The sequence below is a fragment of the Pseudomonas brassicacearum genome (assembly GCF_918698105.1).
In the GTDB taxonomy this organism is placed as follows: domain Bacteria; phylum Pseudomonadota; class Gammaproteobacteria; order Pseudomonadales; family Pseudomonadaceae; genus Aquipseudomonas; species Aquipseudomonas brassicacearum_F.
This window is the reverse complement of the sequence record NZ_CAKKMI010000015.1, coordinates 16,917-38,325: the sequence shown is the minus strand read 5'-3', so window position 1 is coordinate 38,325 and position 21,409 is coordinate 16,917. Positions and strand designations below refer to the sequence as shown.

Here is a 21,409-nt window from a genome sequence, read left to right as displayed (position 1 = left end):
ATGTAGCAAAAGACCCCGGTCCATTAGGCCCGGGGTCTTTTTTTAAGCGGCGCTCATGGCGCAGGAAGCAGGAACAGGATCAACTCAACACTATTGTTGAAAACTCCTTCAGCTCTCGTTGCGCCCTAGTCGGCCGCCCGCCCAGGCGAGTACGAACGACACCATTGGCATCGGCTGCCAGCGCTGGCTCAACAACACGTTTCCTGAACCTGGCGGCACGCACCGATAGCGGTCCAGTTCCATACCTGGCTTCCGAATTTATATGCGCGAAGTAGGGCACGAGTTGATTTTGTGATGTCTTGAACGCCGAAGTGACCCCAGTGCGCAAGTCCAGTGACGCACCGTAGGTATTACCGAAACAGGATGAATAGGACCAGTGGTCCCAGGTGGGGCGCAGCCCGTTTTTCCTCATCACCGACCTGACCGGCCCGCCGATGTCGGGTGCATCCGACAGCCAATCCCCGCCGATCAAGGTGGAGCGAATATCCCCGGAAGTACCACCTAGACGCCGTATCACGTCCCGGATACTACTCTCGATAAACGGGCGGATATTGTGATCAAAATGAATGACCGCCCCGACCCTGGTGGTCGGGTTGTACAACGAAGCGATCACGCATGACTGCGCATTCAGGGAGTACAGATAGTTGTCCGCCGCCGCGTCGCTGAACTTCGCCACCACGGCCTCGCCCTCCAACGCCCCCCTCGTCACGTCCATGGAGACAGTCCCGGGGAACGCCTCGCGCAGACTCCTCACGTGCCCGAGGTTACGCACATACTCATTGCCGCCTCTCAAGCCGACCTTGTTATGGGTCCATTTTCCATTCGCCATCCTTCGTATGGGCATCTTGTACAACGCACCGGGACGCCTGGCATCCACCAGGCACAACCCGCCGAAGTAGGGATCCTCCATCACCTGGTAGTACCGGCCCTTGCTCCGTATGTAATACGCGCTTCGCGGTTGCGTTGCACTGGGCGGGCTGCGATAGGTGCCAAAAAAAATCCCCTCCTCGGTCACCGGCTGCAGGTGTTCCGGCACTTTGCTGACCGCTTGCTGCGGCTTCAGGCGTATGGGCGGGGTCACCGGTCCGGCCTCCCTGGCGACGGCCGATGTCGCGCGTCTCAAGCGTTGAGCGGACAACGACACCGGTTTCACGACAAGCTTCAGGCTCCTGGCCGCGCGCCCCAGCAGCGTGGCCATGCTTGCGGCGCCGAGTGTGGCAAACAGCGCCCCCCAGGTCGCGGCCAGCCAGTGGCCGAGCGCACCTTCCGTGTCGCCCTGCCCATGCGCCTCGACCGCCTGCCTGGCGCTGAGAGCCACCATGCCAATATCCAGCAACAAGGCAAATGGGGGATAGACCATGCACACAGGAAGCGCCGCAAAGATCAGGCCCTGGAATACCTGATCCCTGATCATCTCGGCACGACTTGTGGTGATGTCCTCCACATCGGTGACAGCGCGCTCGATGCAGGCATCGAATTCAGCGCTGATATCCATGACCCGATTGAGCTCGCGCAAGGTATCGACACGAATGTTCCCGGCAGCCAGAGCCACCAACGAACGCCCCACAGCGGCACGCGCGGTGAGTGCAACCCGCTCCAGTATGTAATCGTGCAGTTGTACCGCGACGCTCCCGGAGAAATCCAGGTACTTGCGAAACAGGATCCCATCCGGAGCGTCCGGGGTGTACAGCCAATAAAAGGCCTGCGGATCGAAGTAGGTGAAAACGTAGACGCCTTGCACGACATGACCGCTGACAGTCAACTTGATGACACCTTCGCGCGTCACGGCAGCGCCGGGGGGTGAGGCGCTGTTCGTAAGTTTCCCATCGTGGAGCAATGTGACTTGCCGGGTGAGCCACTGGAACTCATCGGTGTTCAACATCGACTTGCCATGGGCCACGCGCAGGTCACGGTCCATCCGGGCCAACAGCATGTAGCGGTAAGACGCACGACGCTTCGGATACTCCGGGGCCTTGGCATCGAGGAAACTGGCGCGGATTTGCCCGGCATATCGCTCTCCGAGGTAAGCCGCGCGAATGTATGACGCCAGTTCGGCGCTACGAACCTGCCTCAGGTCCTGCCCGACAGAAGAACGCACGCCTTTAGCGGGGTCGTCGATATCCGCGTTGTGCTCATACCCGAAGATGGCCAGGTCCAGCAGGCTGGCCGTTTTTTTCTCGGCTGCCAGCCCCGGGATGTAGTCGATGAAGACCGTGGCCGGATCGACCGCCTCAAGCACCCCCTTGCTACGCAGGTAAGGCGTAATCGAATGGGCGAAGGTACGTTTGGCGAAGTCGATGAAGACCTCATAGTCGGCCAGTTGCTCATCGAATACTTGCTGCTGAACCAGAACCTCCTGGTTCAAGCCGCTGATGATGCGCCGGGACTCAAGGGGCAACGCCGAGTACCAGCGAGGCGACTCGTTCAGGTCCACTTGCGCCAGGTTATTGGCCAGGCCGGTCAAGACCGCGTTCTGAAGACAGGCCCTGAAACTGCTGACCGCTCCCCTGAGGTCTTTGTCCAGGTCCCACGAGACTGGTTTCTCCACCACGCCGGCAAAGTACGCTCGGGCCCGACCATGATCGGTCGCAGAGAGTTGTTGCAGCAGGTATTCGCGACCGGCTTCGTTTTTGGTCCAGCCCCCCACCTCCCCGCTCAATGCCCGCAGCGAGGTCAATTCGACCCACTCCTGACCATCGGGTTTGCCGGGGGCATACAGCAGCAAGGCGCTGACGCCATCGCGCGCATCTTCGCGGTAGAACAGCAGAAGATCGGCACATTTCAGCCCATTGGGAAGTACAAGGCTGGCGACACGCAACCCAGTGGCGGTTGGCGTCGCAACGTCACTCTCCCATAGGGCACTGAGCGCGTCATGGCTGGCCGTCGACAACTGGCCCGCACAACGTGCGACAAACGCACTGTGCTGCAGCCGTGCCAAAAACCAATCGAGCATGGCGTCTTTCAGGTCCCCGCGCTCATATCGCTCGACCAGTGCAGGCAGGTATCCGGCAGGCGCATCGACGTTCGCCAACAATAGGCCAATGAAGGCGGGCGAGAGAGACTGGTTGCGGAGCATGCCGCCATTTTCCACCAGGAACACCGACACCGCGTCCGGCCTTACCGGACCGGCCGCCACCAGCTCACTCAGGCTGTAGGTGCGCACCGGCTGCCCCATCACCGTTCGCCACTGCAACTGCACGCGAATACGGTCAGGCTCGACCGCTGTGTCCAATTCATTCAGGACATAGTCCTTGGCCAGTTGCCGAGCGAAAGCGCGCAGCGACCCCAGGCCATCGACCAGTTCATCGACCCGTGCCTGCGCCAGCGCGGCCTGCGTTTCAAAAGTCCGCAGCCGTTCACGATCTGGATGGCTCAGCCCCTGCAGCCAATGCGGCAACTGCAATCGCGCAACCGCTCCAAGCTCCCGGCGCTCGCGCGTTGTTGCCAACGTCGTCAAGCGACTCGTCCGGCGCCAGGTGTCCTGGAGTTCTTCGATCTGCTCGCGTAACTCATCGATGTCCAGTCCGGCCAGATGGTCCGGCTGGAAAATCCCGTCGACAGAGGCCTGATGCTCATCGAGTTTCTGCCTGATCAGCGCCTCGAGCGTGGCATCCTGCGAAGCCATTCGCCAATGCCGCCGCAGATAGTCCTTGTAGTGACTGACAAACCTCGACGCGGCACTTTCGACCACCTGGGCAACGAACTCCCGACGCTCGGGGGCAAAACCCAAGTCTGGCCCGTCATGCCAACGGTAGGGTGAGTCCTGCTCTTCGTCATAAACCACAGGCGCCTGGTCGATCATGCGCTGCAACACCGTGTCGAGCAGGGTTTCAATGAAGTGCGGGTCGATGTTGCCTTGGTAATACTGGGTGCGCAGCTCGACCAGCAGGTACTCTTCCAGCACCTCCAGCAAGCTCATCTGGGTCTGCAGTCGCGCATCGACGACCACCTGCCAACGCGTCAATTTCTCCAGGGTCACTTGCGCAGTCGCCGCCTGCGGGGAAGAGACCGGCGCCATGTTGCCTTGCCGTTGGGCAGTGTTGTCCATACACGTTCCTCCTTGTTGTGTGGACCGGCACCTTATCCGCCCGGCGATACGCCCATGGCATACATATATATATCGAAACACCCACCCAAACAGCGCAAGACTCGCTTATCCACTTTGGCGGCGACCTGGCGTACACTGCGCGCCTTTGCAGCCCTGCGCTGCCCCCTGTCGATTTTTTCCAAAGGTGCCCGCCATGCCTTGGCTGCAAGTACGTCTGGCCATCAGCCCGGAACAAGCCGAAACCTACGAAGACGCGTTTCTTGAAGTAGGCGCCGTATCGGTAACCTTCATGGACGCCGAAGACCAGCCGATCTTCGAGCCGGAGCTCAATACCACCCCGCTGTGGTCCCACACCCACCTGCTGGCCCTGTTCGAAGGCGGCACCGAGGCGGCCAGCGTACTGGCTCATCTGGAACTGCTGACCGGCAGCCCGCTGCCTGAGCATCACAGCGAAGTGATCGAGGACCAGGACTGGGAACGCAGCTGGATGGACAATTTCCAGCCGATGCGTTTCGGCCAGCGCCTGTGGATCGTCCCGAGCTGGCACGCCGCGCCAGAGCCGGACGCGGTCAACCTGCTGCTGGACCCGGGCCTGGCGTTCGGCACCGGTACCCACCCGACCACCGCACTGTGCCTGGAATGGCTTGACGGCCAGGACCTGAAGGGCTGCAACGTCCTCGACTTCGGCTGCGGCTCGGGGATCCTGGCGATTGCCGCGCTGCTATTGGGCGCCAGGAAAGCGGTCGGCACCGACATCGACGTCCAGGCCCTGGAAGCCTCCCGCGACAACGCCGGGCGCAACAACATTGCCGAAGCCCTGTTCCCGCTGTACTTGCCCCAGGACTTGCCACAGGTCCAGGCCGACGTGCTGGTGGCCAACATCCTCGCCGGCCCGCTCGTGTCCCTGGCGCCGCAACTGTCGAGCCTGGTCAAGCCGGGCGGACGCCTGGCGCTGTCGGGTATCCTCGCCGAACAGGGTGAAGAAGTCGCCGCCGCTTACGCCGCGGACTTTGACCTGGACCCGATCGCCAATCGCGATGGCTGGGTGCGCATCACCGGACGTCGGCGTTAGAATGAGCGCCTGTATTCACCGGATTGCCGCATGACTGACAGCTTCGTCACCCAGTGCCCGCATTGCCACACCCGTTTTCGCGTCAGCCATGCTCAATTGAGCGTGGCCCGCGGGGTGGTTCGTTGCGGCTCGTGCCTGCAGGTGTTCAATGCCGCGCGACAGTTGCTGGAGCAACGCACCGCCAAGCAACCGGCACCTGCCGTCGCGCCAACCGCCAAACCTGCGGTCGAAACTCCGCCCCGGGCGATCAGCCAGAAACAATGGAGCGCCGCCGAGCTGGATCTGGATGACCTGGACAAGGAACTGGCGCGCCTGGAGCGGCGCGACAATCGCGCGCCAGGCAATGCCGGTCGGCGCCGGGAAGACAACCTGAGCGCGCAACGCGACTCGCTCTCCAGCGAACAGCAAGCCTGGCCCGACAGCCTGTACAGCGAATCTTCCAGCGAGCACGCCGAAGCCATCCTCCAGGACCCCATCGAACCGTTCGAACCCCACGAACCGGCCCGGCCACCGCGTACCGAGCCGTCCCTGTCCCTGGCCCTCGAACCACTGGAACCGGACGACGAACCGGTCGCCCCGCTCCACCTGGCGCCGGACGACGAGCCCGACGAACACCTCGAACGCCTGTCTGCCACCGACGACCACGACGACGAACCCGAGCAACCGCTACCGTTGCGCAAGTCACGGGAACGCCAGGAGCCGGGGATACGCGCCGAAGCCCTCCACGACCTGGACGACGACCCGCTGCAACTGGACTGGCGCAAGCGTCGCTCGCCCTGGGGCCGACGCTTATTGTGGGGCTTGCTGATACTGCTCGCCAGCGCGGCCCTGGGCGGCCAGTACATCGCCTACCATTTCGAAGAGCTGGCCCGCCAGGACCAGTACCGGCCTTGGTTCCTGCAAATCTGCCCGACCATTGGCTGCGAAGTACCGTCCAAGGTCGACATCGCCAAGATCAAGAGCAGCAACCTGGTAGTGCGCAGCCATCCGGAGTTCAGCGGTGCCCTGGTGGTGGACGCGATCATCTACAACCGTGCGCCCTTCTCCCAACCTTTTCCGTTGCTGGAACTGCGCTTTGCCGACCTCAACGGACACCTGATCGCCAGCCGTCGCTTCAAGCCCGGCGAGTACCTGGGTGGCGATCTCGAGGACCGCGGCGAAATGCCACCCCAGACGCCCATTCACATCGCGCTGGATATCCTGGACCCTGGCGCCAAAGCGGTGAACTACAGCCTGAGCTTCCATTCCCCCGAATGAAGCCGGCCGGGGTCGACCGATTGACGGCAGCTTTCTGACTGACCCCACCCAGACCAAACCGCTGGCGATAACAAAATAGCTGTTCAGATTTTATCCAATTCGATCTTTATCCAGTCATCGAGAGCGGGTATCATGCCAACCCTTTTTCGAAGTCTCATGATCCGGCCCCACTTCAGGGAAGTCCTATGTCGGCGGTACGCATCGGCCCATACACATTGCAGAACGGCCTGGTTCTCGCCCCTATGGCGGGGGTCACCGACCAGCCCTTTCGTCAGCTGTGCAAACGCCTGGGCGCCGGTCTGGTGGTTTCGGAAATGGTCACCAGCGACATGAGTTTGTGGAACACCCGCAAATCGCGTCTGCGCATGATCCACGAAGGTGATCCCGAGCCCCGCTCGGTACAGATCGCCGGTGGCGACGCACAGATGCTGGCGCAGGCGGCCCGGGCGAACGTCGAGCTGGGGGCGCAGATCATCGACATCAACATGGGCTGTCCGGCGAAGAAGGTCTGCAACAAGGCCGCAGGCTCGGCACTGTTGAAAGATGAAGCACTGGTCACCGAGATCCTGCAGGCGGTCGTCGCCGCAGTGGATGTGCCGGTGACCCTGAAGATCCGCACCGGCTGGGACCGGGAGAACAAGAATGGCCTGGTGGTGGCGAAGATCGCCGAACAGGCGGGCATCACGGCGCTGGCGGTCCACGGCCGCACCCGTGCCGACCTGTACACCGGCGAAGCCGAGTACGACACCATCGCCGCGATCAAGCAGGCGGTGTCGATTCCGGTGTTTGCCAATGGCGACATCGATTCGCCCGAGAAGGCTCGGTACGTGCTGGACGCGACCGGTGCCGATGGCCTGTTGATCGGCCGGGCCGCCCAGGGGCGGCCATGGATTTTTCGTGAGATCGAACACTACCTGCGCACGGGCGAAAAGCTCGCGGCGCCGCAGTTGTCCGAGGTGGAACGTATTCTGCTAGAGCATCTGGCCGCGCTACATGCCTTCTACGGAGAAGTCATGGGCGTACGCATCGCTCGCAAGCATGTGGGCTGGTATCTCGCAACCCTGCCGGGCGCCAGGGAGTTTCGCGCCCGTTTCAATCGTTTGGATGGTACGCAAGCACAATGCGCCGACGTTCAGGCGTTCTTCGCTGAGCGTTACAAGAGCCTGACAGGGGACGAAGGGGTGGCCGCATGACGATGATGACCGAGACTTTAGTGAGTGGAACAACACCCGTGAGCGACAACGTGAATTTGAAACAGCACCTCAATACGCCCAGCGAAGAAGGCCAGACCCTTCGCGGGAGTGTCGAGAAGGCGCTGCACAATTATTTCGCCCACCTTGAGGGCGCTGCCGTCACGGATGTGTACAACCTGGTGCTTTCCGAAGTCGAGGCGCCGCTGCTCGAAAGCGTGATGAACTACGTCAAGGGCAACCAGACCAAGGCCAGTGAGCTGCTGGGCCTGAACCGCGGCACCCTGCGCAAGAAACTCAAGCAGTACGATTTGCTGTAAGCATTCAATCAAACCAGAAAGGCGCCCGCGTAAAAAACGGTCGCCTTTTTTGCTGACTTCCCTTGCTTTTGATGGAAATTGAAATGACCGACCAGACCACCCGCCTGCCGATCCGCCGCGCCTTGATCAGCGTCTCCGACAAGACCGGGATCCTCGAATTCGCCCGCGAGCTGCAAGAGCTGGGCGTCGAGATTCTCTCCACCGGCGGGACCTTCAAGCTGCTGCAGGATAACGGCGTCGCCGCAGTGGAAGTCGCGGACTACACCGGTTTTGCAGAAATGATGGACGGTCGGGTCAAGACCCTGCACCCGAAAATCCACGGCGGGATCCTGGGCCGTCGCGGCATCGACGACGCCATCATGAACGAACACGGCATCAAGCCGATCGACCTGGTAGCGGTCAACCTCTACCCATTCGAAGCCACCATCAACAAGCCCGGCTGCGACCTGCCGACTGCCATCGAGAACATCGACATCGGCGGCCCGACCATGGTCCGCTCGGCGGCCAAGAACCACAAGGACGTGGCCATCGTGGTCAACGCCGGCGACTACGCCAGCGTGCTGGAAAACCTCAAGGCCGGCGGCCTGACCTACGCCCAGCGTTTCGACCTGATGCTCAAGGCCTTCGAACACACCGCCGCCTACGACGGCATGATCGCCAACTACATGGGCACCGTGAACCAGGCCGCTGAAACCCTGTCGACCGAAGGCCGCAGCGAATTCCCGCGCACCTTCAACACCCAGTTCGTCAAGGCCCAGGAAATGCGCTACGGCGAGAACCCGCACCAGAGCGCGGCGTTCTACGTGGAAGCCAAGCCCGCCGAAGTCGGCATTGCCACCGCCACCCAGCTGCAAGGCAAGGAACTGTCGTTCAACAACGTGGCCGACACCGACGCCGCGCTGGAATGCGTGAAGAGCTTCGTCAAGCCTGCCTGCGTGATCGTCAAGCACGCCAACCCGTGCGGCGTGGCGGTGAGCCCGGACGCCGAGGGCGGCATCCGCCAGGCCTACGAACTGGCCTACGCCACCGACACCGAGTCGGCTTTCGGCGGCATCATCGCCTTCAACCGTGAACTGGACGCCGAGACCGCCAAGGCCATCGTCGAGCGCCAGTTCGTCGAAGTGATCATCGCCCCTTCGGTTACTGAAGAAGCCCGCGCCATCGTTGCCGCCAAGGCCAACGTCCGCCTGCTGGCCTGCGGCCAATGGTCGGCCGACCGTGCGCCGGCCTGGGACTACAAACGCGTCAATGGCGGCCTGCTGGTCCAGAGCCGCGACATCGGCATGATCGGCAGCGAAGACCTGAAAGTGGTGACCAAGCGCGCCCCGAGCGAGCAGGAAATCAACGACCTGATCTTCGCCTGGAAAGTCGCCAAGTACGTCAAGTCCAACGCCATCGTCTACGCCAAGAATCGCCAGACCATCGGTGTCGGCGCCGGCCAGATGAGCCGCGTGAACTCGGCCCGCATCGCCGCCATCAAGGCTGAACACGCCGGCTTGCAGGTACAAGGCGCGGTCATGGCCTCCGACGCGTTCTTCCCGTTCCGCGACGGCATCGACAACGCGGCCAAGGTCGGTATCACCGCCGTGATCCAGCCGGGTGGTTCGATGCGTGACGCTGAAGTGATTGCCGCCGCCGACGAGGCCGGCATCGCCATGGTCTTCACCGGCATGCGCCACTTCCGTCACTAACAAGACAACGGCCGCACTGAAGCCGGCATCTGCTGCGTTGGAGCCGACCTCGATGATGCTCATTGCCAAAAGGCAACTCCGCTCATCGAGGTCGACTCCGCCTTGCATCTACCGACTTCACTGCGACCTCCTACGGCGCAAAACGCCCTGGGTTCCAAACAGAATCAGCGTCATCCGAGGTTTTTGAAATGAATGTTTTGATCATTGGCAGCGGTGGCCGCGAACACGCCCTGGCCTGGAAAGTGGCTCAGGATCCCCGTGTGCAGAAGGTCTTCGTGGCCCCGGGCAATGCCGGCACCGCCATTGAAGCCAAGTGCGAAAACGTCGCCATCGACGTGCTGGCCCTGGAACAACTGGCCGACTTCGCCGAGAAGAACGTCTCGCTGACCATCGTCGGCCCGGAAGTGCCGCTGGTCGCCGGTGTGGTCGATCTGTTCCGCGCCCGCGGCCTGGACTGCTTCGGCCCGACCGCCGGGGCCGCGCAGTTGGAAGGCTCGAAAGCGTTCACCAAGGATTTCCTGGCGCGGCACAAGATCCCGACCGCCGACTACCAGAACTTCACCGAAATCGAACCGGCCCTGGCGTACCTGCGCGAGAAGGGCGCACCGATCGTGATCAAGGCCGACGGCCTCGCGGCCGGTAAAGGCGTGATCGTTGCCATGACCCTGGCCGAAGCCGAAGACGCCGTGCGCGACATGCTCGCCGGCAATGCCTTCGGCGACGCCGGTTCCCGCGTGGTAATCGAAGAGTTCCTCGACGGCGAAGAAGCCAGCTTCATTGTCATGGTCGATGGCAAGAACGTCCTGCCAATGGCCACCAGCCAGGACCACAAGCGTGTCGGCGATGGCGACAGCGGCCCGAACACCGGCGGCATGGGTGCCTACTCCCCGGCCCCGGTGGTGACCGCCCAGGTGCACCAGCGCGTCATGGACCAGGTGATCTGGCCAACCGTGCGCGGAATGGCCGAAGAAGGCAATGTCTACACCGGTTTCCTCTATGCCGGCCTGATGATCGACAAGGCTGGTAACCCAAAAGTCATCGAATTCAACTGCCGTTTCGGCGATCCTGAGACCCAGCCGGTCATGCTGCGCCTGCAATCGAGCCTGGTCTTGCTGGTCGAGGCGGCACTGGCCCAGGCACTGGACAAGGTCGAAGCCCAATGGGATCCACGCCCAAGCGTCGGGGTCGTATTGGCCGCAGGCGGTTACCCGGGCGACTATGCCAAGGGTAGCGCGATCCAGGGCCTGGATGCCGCGGCCCGCCTGGAAGGCAAGGTCTTCCATGCAGGCACGGCGTTGAAGGATGGACAAGTGGTCACCGCTGGCGGTCGTGTGCTTTGCGCCACCGCCATGGGCGCCAGTGTTGACGACGCTCAGCAGCAGGCCTACAAGCTTGCCGCCGAGATCGACTGGGAAGGTTGCTTCTACCGCAAGGACATTGGCTACCGCGCCATTGCCCGCGAGCGTGGCGAAAATCTGGAATAACCCAGCCATTCAGCCAGGCAAGGGTCTGCGGCCCTTGCCTGACTGTTCCGGCGCCGCGCATAGTTATAATCTGGCATCAACCTACGAAGGGATTTCGCCGTGCGCTGGCTCAGGATTGCCATAGGCCTTACCGTCACCCTGCTGACGCTGCTCTGCATGCTCCCGGCCCAGGCCGCGCCAGGCAGTGGCTGGGCGGTATTGCTCGACGAACAGGGCGACCTGACGCTGAGCGACATCCGTTCTGCCCGTTACACCAATCAATTCAGCCCCACCGACCTGGACCGCCTCAAGGCCGCCGAGCCCGGCGGGGCATTGTGGTTGCGTTTCCGCCTGGCCCCCGACAGACACGAACAAATCCTGCGCATCTTCGCGCCCGACCTGTCACGCCTGAACCTCTATGTGCTGGATGGCGACGCCCTGGTTGACCAGCAAATCAGCGGCAACGCCACGCCGCATACCGAACCTGTGGTGCCCAGCAGCGATTTCATGCTGCCCCTGCCGCGCAGCGACAAATCGCTGGACGTCTACCTGCGGCTGGCCTCACGCCACGAACTGCGCCCCTACATCACCTTGCAATCAGCCGTCGCGGCCGCGGCCGATCAGAACCAGACGCTGATCTATGGGTTGCTGTTCGGCTGCATCGCCATGCTGGTCCTGCACAACCTCACCCGCTATGCCTACACCCGCTCACGCAGTTGCCTGTGGCTGGCAGCCTGTGAAGGACTGCTGATGCTCAGCCTGGTGCTGTTGCTGAACCTGGCCGGGCCCTGGCTGCCCGACTGGCCAGCCATCCAGACCCCTGGGGCCTACCTGGCCTTGCTGCTGACGGCGCCCTGCGGCTTGATGTTCGCCTACCGTTTCTTCGCGCCCCTGGGGCCGCACCCGCTGAACCGGCTGCTGCTGGGGGACATTGTGCTCGTCATGCTGTGCAGCCTGTTGCTGTTGTTCGTCAACACGCTGCCGCTCAATGTCATGACCTATGCCCTGGTGGCCCTGGCCGGCATGAGCATGCTGTTCGTCAGCGCCTGGCACTGGCAAAAGGGCTATCGCCCGGCCCGGCTGTTCGTCGCGGCCATGGTGGTGTTCAACCTGGGCACGCTGATCATCCTTCCGGCACTGCAAGGGCTCACCGAGGTTCCGCCCCAGGGCTTGATCATCACCCTGCTGATCTTCATCTGCATCAGCGGCCTGCTGATGAGTGTCGCCCTGGGCGAGCGCCAGCGCTCGATCAACGAAAGCCGGTTCAGCATCAGCCGCGACCTGGCGGCGAGCAATGCCGAGATCAATGCCAAGGCCGAGTTCCTGGCCAAGATCAGCCACGAGATCCGCACCCCGATGAACGGCGTGCTGGGCATGACCGAGCTGCTGCTGGGCACGCCGTTGTCGGTCAAGCAACGCGACTACGTGCAGACGATCCACAGCGCCGGCAATGAGCTGCTGACCCTGATCAACGAGATCCTCGACATCTCCCGGCTCGAATCCGGGCAGATCGAACTGGACGACGTGCAGTTCGATCTCAATGCACTGATCGAGGATTGCCTGAGTATCTTCCGTGCCAAGGCCGAACAGCAGAATGTCGAGCTGATCAGCTTCATCCAGCCCCAGGTGCCGCGCGTGATCAGCGGTGACCCGACGCGGCTGCGCCAGGCGCTGCTGAGCCTGCTGGAAAACGCCCTGAAGAAAACCGACGAGGGCGAAGTGCTGATCGTCGTCGCCCTCGACGAGCGCAGCCATCAGCCGCGCCTGCGCATCGCCGTGCAGGACAGCGGGACGCCGATGGACGCCGAAGAGCGCGACACGCTGATGCACGCCGAGCTGCACAGCAAGAATTTCCTGTCGGCCACGCGCCTGGGAGGCAACCTGGGCCTGGTCATCGCTCGCCAGTTGATCATCCTGATGCACGGGGAATTCGGTATCAAAAGCGGCAGCAACCAGGGCAGTACCTTGTGGCTGACCTTGCCGCTGGACCCGGATCGCCTCGAACATCCGACTTCCGACCTCGATGGCCCGCTGCAAGGGGCACGGGTGTTGATCGTCGACGACAACGACACCTGCCGCAAAGTGCTGGTGCAACAGTGCAGCGCCTGGGGCCTGAACGTCAGCGCGGTGCCGTCGGGCAAGGAGGCCCTGGCGCTGCTGCGCACCAAGGCGCACCTGCGCGATTATTTCGACGTGGTGTTGCTGGACCAGAACATGCCGGGCATGACCGGCATGCAACTGGCGGCCAAGATCAAGGAAGACCCGAGCCTGAACCACGACATCCTGTTGATCATGCTCACCGGTATCAGCAACGCGCCGAGCAAGATCGTGGCACGCAACAGCGGGGTCAAGCGCATCCTGGCCAAACCGGTGGCCGGCTACACCCTCAAGACCACCCTGGCGGACGAGCTGAACCAGCGCAACCGGGGCCAGGCGCCGAATGTGCAGGTGAACGCCGGCCCGCCGATCCCGGTGAAGGTGCCGAGCGATTTCCGCATCCTGGTGGCCGAGGACAACAGTATTTCCACCAAGGTCATCCGCGGCATGCTCGGCAAGCTCAACCTGCAACCCGACACCGCCAGCAACGGCGAGGAAGCCCTCAAGGCCATGAAGGAGCATCGCTACGACCTGGTGCTGATGGACTGCGAAATGCCGATTCTCGACGGCTTTTCCGCTACCCAGCAGCTACGCGCCTGGGAGGTCGGCAATCAGCGGACCCGCACGCCCGTGGTGGCGCTCACGGCGCATATCCTGGCCGAACACAAGGAACGCGCCCGTCAGGCGGGCATGGACGGGCACATGGCCAAGCCGGTGGAGCTGTCGCAGTTGCGCGAACTGATCGAACATTGGGTGGCCCAGCGCGACCAGCAGAACCGTACGGCACAGACGTCCTGAGCCGACAGACGCGGCAGCGCCTGATAGACTCCCGTCGTCCTCCTCCGTCCTGAGCCTTGACCATGCTCCATGTGCTGTTCAGCGTTTACCTGAAGATGTTGGTGCTCTACAGCCCCTTCTTCGTACTGTCGTGTTTTATCAGTCTGACGCGTGGGTATTCACGCAAGGAACAACGTCGCCTGGCCTGGAAGGTCGCGACCGCTACGCTGGTGTCCAGCGTATTGCTGTACTTGTTTGGCCGGGTGATTTTCAGCGTGTTCGGCATCACCGTGGATGCGTTCCGTATTGGCGCCGGTAGTGTGCTGTTCATTTCGGCCCTGGGCATGGCCCAAGGCAAGTCGGCCGTACAGACCGACAATGTCCAGCAGGACGTAACCATCGTCCCGCTGACCATTCCATTGACCGTCGGCCCCGGCACCATCGGCGCCCTGTTGGTGATGGGCGTGAGCCAGCCGCACTGGGACGACAAACTCATGGCCATCATCAGCATCGCCCTGGCCAGCTTCACCGTCGGCGTGGTGCTGTACCTGTCCAGCCGTATCGAGCGAATTCTTGGCGACCAGGGCTTGCAGATTGTCAGCCGCCTGATGGGGCTGTTTGTCTGCGCCCTGGCCGCCCAAATCATCTTTACCGGCGTGAGAGGCTACCTGGTGCCATAACCTCGGCCGCGGCGGCCTCAAGTACGCTTGCGGCGGCTGAAACGCTTGCTCAGAACTTCCTTGCGATGTGCGCCCAGGTATTCTTCGATTTCCGGCCGGAAATCTTCATAACGCTCGGGGTTGAAGGTCACGAACGACTTGCCACGGAAAATTTCTCGTGCCGATGCGCTCCAATTCACAAAAAGAATCCCTCCGTTATTCGAAGAGCCGGTCTGCTTTATCGAACTGGAGGATGCGATCAGTACACCATTGGATAATTGTTCGCAGGGAATGACGGACAGACGCGCGCCATCGGCAGATTTGGCCTGTGTGCCAAACAGATCGAAGGTTCCTTTGTCCTGCTTCAAACCATCAATTGTGGTGTTGACCACCGTCCCCAGTACTGCCGCAGCCGGAACACTGGCTTTGGCGCCTTCAATAATGCCTTTGACGATATCGCTGACCACATTGTCCATATCCACCTGCAAGGCATTTTCGGAATAACGCGAATAACCATCATCCGCCACGAAACAGCCGAGTTCCTGCAGGCATTTGATGAACTCCCTATACCATTGATGAGTATTCTTCCCGCCGGGCACCAGATCGTTGGCCTCCAGGATCGCCATGGTCATGACGTTCTCCATGATCGCCATGTTATTGGCCGACATGTTATTGCCATAGCCCACGAGCGCATCGCCCAGCATGACGGCATCCATGTCCTTGGTAGGGTTGTCCTGTACCCGTTGCGCGACGGACCTGCGCATACGCCGACCCGATGAAGCCTGCATCTTGCGCCTGTCGATACGCGCTCCAATCAACTCGATACTTTGCGCAACGCTCATTTCACTTTCAAACTTGCTCATGACACGTCCTTATTAATTGAATGACCGCTCCTGCGGACAGAAAACAATCTAGAGCATTAGCGAAAAAATGAATAACACGAACCAAATACAACATATGTAAACCCAGCAGAACAAATAACTCATTCAAACATCCAGCAACAACCGTTCAATCAGAACACTTGATAAGTCCAGCCATTACTGGATCCATATGACTTCCAACCCCCCACATGGAGTTATATCAAACATGGACGACTCACTAACCGGCCTGGTAACAGGCCCCAACTTGCTCTCCTATATAGGCGAACTTGCCCTTCACGATCACAACGACATTGCCGATTGCAACAATCTCGCCACCCGATCCGCCGACTTGGACCATCATCGCTACACCCAACCTGAGTGCTGGTTCCGGGAGTACGTCTTCACCTTGCGCTACTTCGGCTGGGAGCTGTATGACGGTGCCATCTTTAAAAGCACGCGACATGACGTCTCGGGTTCTTTGGCGAACCTCCTGGTAGAGAACGCCGACAACAGCAAGGACTCCCAACAGGCCAATGCGCTGATCGATACACTGGACACGTTGAAAACCAACGATCCGGCCATGCTCTCGCTCGATACGGAAACCCGACAGGGCGAGTCATTTCAAGTTGTCCCGGCGCGCTACGACGCAAAGGGCAACCTCCATATCGCTCTGTTCAAACTTGAACTCAGCGTCAATGTAAGAAGGAGCAGGTTCCTGTTCTGGGACTGGGAAAAACGCTCCGCCAGCCTCATCCAGCGCAAGGCATACCTGAGACTGGACAGAGACGCACTGGACAGGAGAAGAGCTTTGATGAAGCAAAAACTGGAAGAGCAGACCATGAGGCGATTTGACCTACGAAAGCATCGGCTCTAACGCTTTCGGGGTAGCGAGCAGTGGAAGGCTACGACGGCTACTGGAGAGGACAGGGCTGCCCCGCAGCCCTGTCCTGAAACACCCGAGGACTACGATCATTGGATCGAACGTGGCGAATGTCGAGACCTGGGCTCAGACAGGTTTGCTGCCATACCAGCGCGGCGTGTACACCCACTCGCCACCTTCGGCGCGAGGGAATACGCAGGTCGTGGAAGAGCCGATCAGCACCATGGTGCGCATGTCGACCTGCTCCGGGGTCAGTTGCCCCAGGGTGGTAACACGCAGGGTCTGGCCCGGACGACCGATATCACGCCCCAACACCACCGGCGTCTGCGGGGTGCGGTGCTGGCCGACGATCTCCAGCGCACGCCCCAATTGCCATGGTCGCGCACGGGAAATCGGATTGTAGAAGGCCAACGCAAGGTCGGCTTCGGCCGCCAGGTCCAGGCGTTTTTCGATGATCGACCAGGGCTTGAGATTGTCCGACAGCGACATCACGCAGAAGTCATGCCCCAACGGCGCACCGGCCTGGGCGGCGGTGGCGAGGGAGGCGGACACACCGGGCAGGATCTCCAGGTCAACCTGGTGCCAGGCCGGGTCGCTGGATTCGTGCAACGCTTCGAGCACCGCCGCCGCCATGGCGAATACACCCGGGTCGCCGGACGACACCACGATCACCGAACGGCCTTGGGCGGCCAACTCAAAGGCGTGTCGGGCACGCTGCATTTCTTCGCGGTTGTCGGTGCAGTGCAGCACTTGATCGTCGCGAAACGGGCCGGCCATGCGCACATAGGTTTCGTAGCCGAGCACGTCGGTGGCCCGCGCCAGTTCGGCCTTCACCGCCGGCACCATCAGTTCGGCCGCGCCCGGCCCCAGGCCGATCACCGCCAGGCGTCCGCGCGGACGACCGATTTGGGTCACGTCCAAGGGCTGCGCGGCAATGGCGATGGCCAGCTTGTCCGTCGCCGAAAGGATGTTCGCCGCCGGCATAGAACTGCGCGCCAAGGTGGCGGCATCACCGGTCATCGCCACAAAGCGCAGCGCCACTCCGAGTTCCAGCGCCGCTTCACGCAAGGTCGCACTGGCCATCAGCGTATCCGCCGCCACCAGACACGCCAGGCTCTGAACCGCCACTTTCGCTTGCTGCAAAACAGCACGAACGGCGCCCGGCAGGTCAGCCACCTCGGCGCCGAGCACCACCGCGACACTGCGCGGATAAATCAGCAGTTCGTGGGCGCTCGCCTCACGCTCGGCATGGCCGACGTGGATCGTGCGCCGCGCCTGCGGGTCTTGCGGCAACTGCGCCTGATCCAGCCACGGCGCTGCACCTTCGATGCGCACCGGCTCACCGGCCAACAGATCGGACACGAAGCGCTTGCCCTGCTCCAGGTCGCCGAGGCGGTAGCCGCTTGGCGGATTGAGCAGGCAGGTGCCAAAACGCAATTCGCCGCTGGTGGTGATCGCCGGCGCCACTTGCAGCGTTGCCGCGATCTCACGGGCCATGACGTTCACCCCGCCCAGGCCGCCCAGCAGCGGCACCACGGCGCTGCCATCCTCGGCCACCGCCAGCACCTGTGGCTCGACGCCTTTTTCCAGCAGCAACGGCGCCAGGGTGCGGATGACGATGCCGGCCGCGCACAGGGCAATGATCGGTGTGTCCTGTTGGTAGAGCTCGCGCAACGTGGCGCCGAACTCGAGGTATTGACGATCAGCCTCGACCCGCCCGGCCAGGCCGTGGATCACGGCGCCTGGGTAGCGCTGCTGGATCCGTCGGGCCGTTGCCAGGCTGCCCGGGCCGAGGATGACGATGGCCGGCGCGGCGCAAGTCATCATCCCTGCCACCGTTCGCCCGGCACGATGATCAGCGAGAAGTACGGCGAAGACATCGGCTCGACTTCATCCAACGGCACGATTTTCTGGTTGACCATGGTCGCCCGCTCGACGTATAGCGCTCGTCCGTCCATACCCAATTCCTGAAGCACTTGGCGAACCTTGGGGAAATTGCGCCCCAGCTTCATGATCACCGCCGCATCGGCGTCGGCCAGGCGACGCTTGAGATCGTCGTGGGGCAAGACGCCGGAGAGCACCGACAAGCTCTGGTTGCGATAGACCAGCGGCGCACCGAGCACCGAGGCCCCGCCGAGCATCGAGCACACGCCTGGAATGACTTGCGCCTCATAGCGCTCGGCCAGGCGATCGTGCAGGTACATGTAGGAGCCGTAGAAAAACGGATCGCCCTCACAGATCACGGCCACGTCGCGACCGCCATCCAGGTGCACGGCCAGCTGCTCGGCGGCGGTGTCGTAGAAGTCGGCGATCACCTGTTCATAGGACAGCGGCGCCGGCAGCGCTTCGGTGGTGACCGGGTAGACCAGCGGCAGCAACGTCTGCGCGTCCTGCAAATGGGCCTCGATGATGCCGAAGGCGTTGCCCTTCTTGCCCTTGGCGACGAAGTACGCCACCACGGGCGATTCGCGCAGCAGGCGCAGGGCCTTGACCGTAATCAGTTCCGGGTCACCGGGGCCCACGCCGAGGCCGATCAGACGTCCAGGCTGCTGCATCATTCAATCTCCGTAGCGAGGGCGTTGACGGCGGCGGCGGCCATGGCGCTGCCGCCCAGGCGGCCTTGCATGATCACGAACGGCACGCCGCGGCTGTTGGCCGCCAGCATCGCCTTGGACTCGGCGGCGCCGACGAAGCCCACCGGGAAACCGAGGATCAGTGCCGGTTTCGGCGCGCCGGCATCGAGCATTTCCAGCAGATAAAAAAGCGCGGTCGGCGCGTTGCCGATGACCACGACGCTGCCTTCCAGGTGCGGGCGCCACAGCTCCAGCGCCGCCGCCGAACGGGTGTTGCCCAGCTCCAGGGCCAACGCCGGCACGCTTTCGTCGCGCAAGGTGCAGATCACCGGATTGTTGGCCGGCAGGCGAGCCCGGGTCACGCCTTCGCTGACCATCCGCGCATCGCACAGGATCGGCGCACCGGCGGCCAGCGCCTGGCGCCCGGCCGTGCCCGCGCCTTCGGAAAACTGCAAGCCATCGATGGCCTCGACCATGCCGCAGGCGTGGATTACCCGCACCGCGAGTTTTTCCAGGTCGGCCGGAATGCGCGCCAGGTTGGCTTCGGCGCGGATGATCGCGAAGGAGTTGCGATAGATCTCCTGACCGTCGCGGATGTAATCAAGCATCAAGGGGGCTCCGGGGGCGAGCGTCGAGCCAGTGGCCGAGCGCTTCAATAGTCAGATTGTGTGCCTGCAACGCGCCGAAACCCGGCAGCGTGGCATCGCGAAAATACAGGTCGTAACGACCGGGGGCGACCGCCAGCAAGGTGGCGGGCGCGACATGGGCCGCCGCGCAGGAACGCGGGCAGCCCGACAGATGGACTTTCAGGCTCTGGCCCTGGCGTTGCAGCAGCTCGGCCAGTTGGTGGGCGTCGGCCTTGGTGTCGGCCAGGGCTTTGCCGCAGCCACTGGCGCCGGTGCAGGCGATGATTTGCGCCAGGGACAGATCGACCGAGCACAACAGGCCCAACCCCTCAAGCCGCGCCAGCACTTCGTCGGCGTCCTTGCGGCGCACGTTGGGCAGCAACAGGCCTTGCCAAGGGGTGAAACGAAGGCTTGCGTCGCCCTGCTCCCGCGCCAGTTGCGCCGCGCCCCGCAGCATGCCGGCGTCGAGTCGGCCAAGGGGCGCCGCCGCGCCGACGTACACGCGGTCGTCGTGCTGGGGATGAACGCCGATGTGCAGTCCGTCGATGGACGCGTCCCGCTGCCAGTCCAGGCAAGCTTGCAGCGGCACGCGGCGAGCCAATCGGCTCATGAATTCATCGCAGGGGATTTCAGCCAGCAAGTGGCGCATGCGGGTCTGGTCCGGGCGGGCCAGGTCGAGGAACAGCTCCAGCACCGCCACCACCAAGGCATGCCCCTGGGCCAGCGGCACCCTGCCCGCCGGTTTGTCCAATGGCGAACCGGCCAAGCCGAAGGCCAGCCAAGGCTCGCCGTCACGGACCAGGGCCGACAGCCACAAATCGTGGTGATGTTCGAGCATCGCCAACGCTTCGCCACCGTCCAGTTGCACGGCGAACTTGGCCGACAACTCAGGGAAGCGTTCGTGGGTTTGCAAGGTGAAGAGGATCTGCGCCGCCAACGGCCGGGTGTCGAACAGCATCTGCCGGTCGATCCCGGCCGACGGGCTGAGCATCAGGTTGCGCACGTCATCGCCGGCCGCCTTGCGCGGGCCAAGCCCGGCGGCGAGCAATGGCTGGATCAGCGCGTCGTGCCCGGGACCGATTCCACGGATTTGCAGGTTGGCCCGGTTGGTCGCCTCGATCACGCCCCCGGCGAACCGCTCGGCCACCGACGCCACGACTTCAGCCTGATCCGCCTGGATGGCGCCGCCATCGAGCTTGATCCGACAGATCCCACCGTCCAGCGCCTGGACGACACGCAACAACCCCGGGCAACCGGAGGGGCGTAGGACGTTGGAGGAGGGACGTTCGTTCAAGGGAAAACCGACAAATAAGAAACGCCACATCGGCGAAGAACCGCCATTATGCCTGCTTTGCCGGGGGTCATGAAAAGCTTGCCGGTCGGATTGCTGACGGCGGACACACAATTTCCGAGCGCCCCCATTCCAAACTGTGGGAGCGAGCCTGCTCGCGATGGCGGTCTGCCTGAGACGGCAATGTGAATGGACCGCCGCTATCGCGAGCAAGCTCGCTCCCACAGAGGATTTGTGGCGGACCCAACTTTTGTGAACACCCTCAATTAAAATTGTGGGAGCGAGCTTGCTCGCGATAGCAGTCTGACTGGAAAAGATGATGTTGAATGGACCGCCGCCTTCGCGGGCAAGCCCGCTCCCACAGGGGATTGCGGCGGACCCAAGTTTTGTGAACGCCCTCAATCAAAATTGTGGGAGCGGGCTTGCTCGCGAAAGCGGTCTGGCAGAAAAGCTGATGTTGAATGGGCCGCCGCTATCGCGAGCAGACTCGCTCCCACAGTGGATTTGTGGCGGACACAAAATTTGTGACCCCCCCAATCAAAACTGTGGGAGCGGGCTTGATCGCGAAAGCGGTCTACCTGAAAAGCTGATGTTGAATGGGCCGC

General features: G+C 62.4%; 15 protein-coding genes. 9 read left to right on the top strand and 6 right to left on the bottom strand.

The window, feature by feature from the left end; all coding sequences use genetic code 11:
• Window positions 1-79 precede the first annotated feature (79 nt).
• A complete protein-coding gene (locus tag LQ215_RS08325; RefSeq protein ID WP_230148759.1) occupies window positions 80-4,048 on the bottom strand; it encodes a dermonecrotic toxin domain-containing protein in 3,969 nt (1,322 codons plus the stop codon).
• Window positions 4,049-4,241: 193 nt separating this feature from the next.
• On the opposite strand from LQ215_RS08325, the gene prmA reads away from it, so the two are divergent.
• From prmA to LQ215_RS08285, 8 genes are all read left to right on the top strand, one after another.
• Complete coding sequence (gene prmA / locus LQ215_RS08320) at window positions 4,242-5,120, top strand: 50S ribosomal protein L11 methyltransferase (RefSeq protein ID WP_230148757.1); 879 nt, start codon at window positions 4,242-4,244, stop codon at window positions 5,118-5,120.
• Between the two features lie 30 nt (window positions 5,121-5,150).
• Window positions 5,151-6,377 (top strand): DUF3426 domain-containing protein, encoded by a 1,227-nt coding sequence (locus tag LQ215_RS08315; RefSeq protein WP_230148755.1) that lies wholly within the window; start codon window positions 5,151-5,153, stop codon window positions 6,375-6,377.
• A 185-nt stretch (window positions 6,378-6,562) separates the two neighbouring features.
• Entirely contained in the window at window positions 6,563-7,570 is a 1,008-nt protein-coding gene (dusB, locus tag LQ215_RS08310) for a tRNA dihydrouridine synthase DusB (protein WP_230148753.1), read from the top strand.
• Window positions 7,567-7,887, top strand: a complete 321-nt coding sequence (gene fis, locus LQ215_RS08305; protein WP_003186237.1) for a DNA-binding transcriptional regulator Fis — start codon at window positions 7,567-7,569, stop codon at window positions 7,885-7,887. Before dusB ends, fis begins: the two co-directional genes overlap by 4 nt.
• A gap of 83 nt (window positions 7,888-7,970) precedes the next feature.
• Complete coding sequence (gene purH / locus LQ215_RS08300) at window positions 7,971-9,578, top strand: bifunctional phosphoribosylaminoimidazolecarboxamide formyltransferase/IMP cyclohydrolase (RefSeq protein WP_230148751.1); 1,608 nt, start codon at window positions 7,971-7,973, stop codon at window positions 9,576-9,578.
• 188 nt (window positions 9,579-9,766) lie between these two features.
• Window positions 9,767-11,062: a phosphoribosylamine--glycine ligase gene (gene purD / locus LQ215_RS08295; protein ID WP_230148749.1), complete on the top strand. Its 1,296-nt coding sequence runs from the start codon at window positions 9,767-9,769 to the stop codon at window positions 11,060-11,062.
• A 99-nt stretch (window positions 11,063-11,161) separates the two neighbouring features.
• Window positions 11,162-13,936, top strand: coding sequence for a hybrid sensor histidine kinase/response regulator (locus tag LQ215_RS08290; protein ID WP_230148747.1), 2,775 nt, complete (start codon window positions 11,162-11,164; stop codon window positions 13,934-13,936).
• 62 nt (window positions 13,937-13,998) lie between these two features.
• Window positions 13,999-14,595: a MarC family protein gene (locus tag LQ215_RS08285; protein WP_230148745.1), complete on the top strand. Its 597-nt coding sequence runs from the start codon at window positions 13,999-14,001 to the stop codon at window positions 14,593-14,595.
• A 17-nt stretch (window positions 14,596-14,612) separates the two neighbouring features.
• Here the strand turns inward: LQ215_RS08285 and LQ215_RS08280 are convergent, their stop codons facing one another.
• A complete protein-coding gene (locus LQ215_RS08280) occupies window positions 14,613-15,437 on the bottom strand; it encodes a hypothetical protein (RefSeq protein WP_230148743.1) in 825 nt (274 codons plus the stop codon).
• 223 nt (window positions 15,438-15,660) lie between these two features.
• On the opposite strand from LQ215_RS08280, the gene LQ215_RS08275 reads away from it, so the two are divergent.
• On the top strand, window positions 15,661-16,308 hold the full coding sequence (locus LQ215_RS08275; RefSeq protein WP_230148741.1) for a hypothetical protein: 648 nt from the start codon (window positions 15,661-15,663) through the stop codon (window positions 16,306-16,308).
• A gap of 132 nt (window positions 16,309-16,440) precedes the next feature.
• Here LQ215_RS08275 and cobJ read toward each other — a convergent pair whose 3' ends face one another.
• From cobJ to cobG, 4 genes are read right to left on the bottom strand one after another with little or no spacing between them, the layout of a single operon-like run.
• Window positions 16,441-18,138, bottom strand: a complete 1,698-nt coding sequence (cobJ, locus tag LQ215_RS08270) for a precorrin-3B C(17)-methyltransferase (RefSeq protein ID WP_230148834.1) — start codon at window positions 18,136-18,138, stop codon at window positions 16,441-16,443.
• Window positions 18,138-18,869: a precorrin-2 C(20)-methyltransferase gene (locus LQ215_RS08265; RefSeq protein ID WP_230148832.1), complete on the bottom strand. Its 732-nt coding sequence runs from the start codon at window positions 18,867-18,869 to the stop codon at window positions 18,138-18,140. Before LQ215_RS08265 ends, cobJ begins: the two co-directional genes overlap by 1 nt.
• Window positions 18,869-19,495, bottom strand: coding sequence for a precorrin-8X methylmutase (locus tag LQ215_RS08260; RefSeq protein ID WP_003197389.1), 627 nt, complete (start codon window positions 19,493-19,495; stop codon window positions 18,869-18,871). The genes LQ215_RS08265 and LQ215_RS08260 overlap by 1 nt, the downstream gene beginning before the upstream one ends.
• Window positions 19,488-20,837, bottom strand: coding sequence for a precorrin-3B synthase (gene cobG, locus LQ215_RS08255; protein ID WP_230148740.1), 1,350 nt, complete (start codon window positions 20,835-20,837; stop codon window positions 19,488-19,490). The genes LQ215_RS08260 and cobG overlap by 8 nt, the downstream gene beginning before the upstream one ends.
• Between the last annotated feature and the right edge of the window lie 572 nt (window positions 20,838-21,409).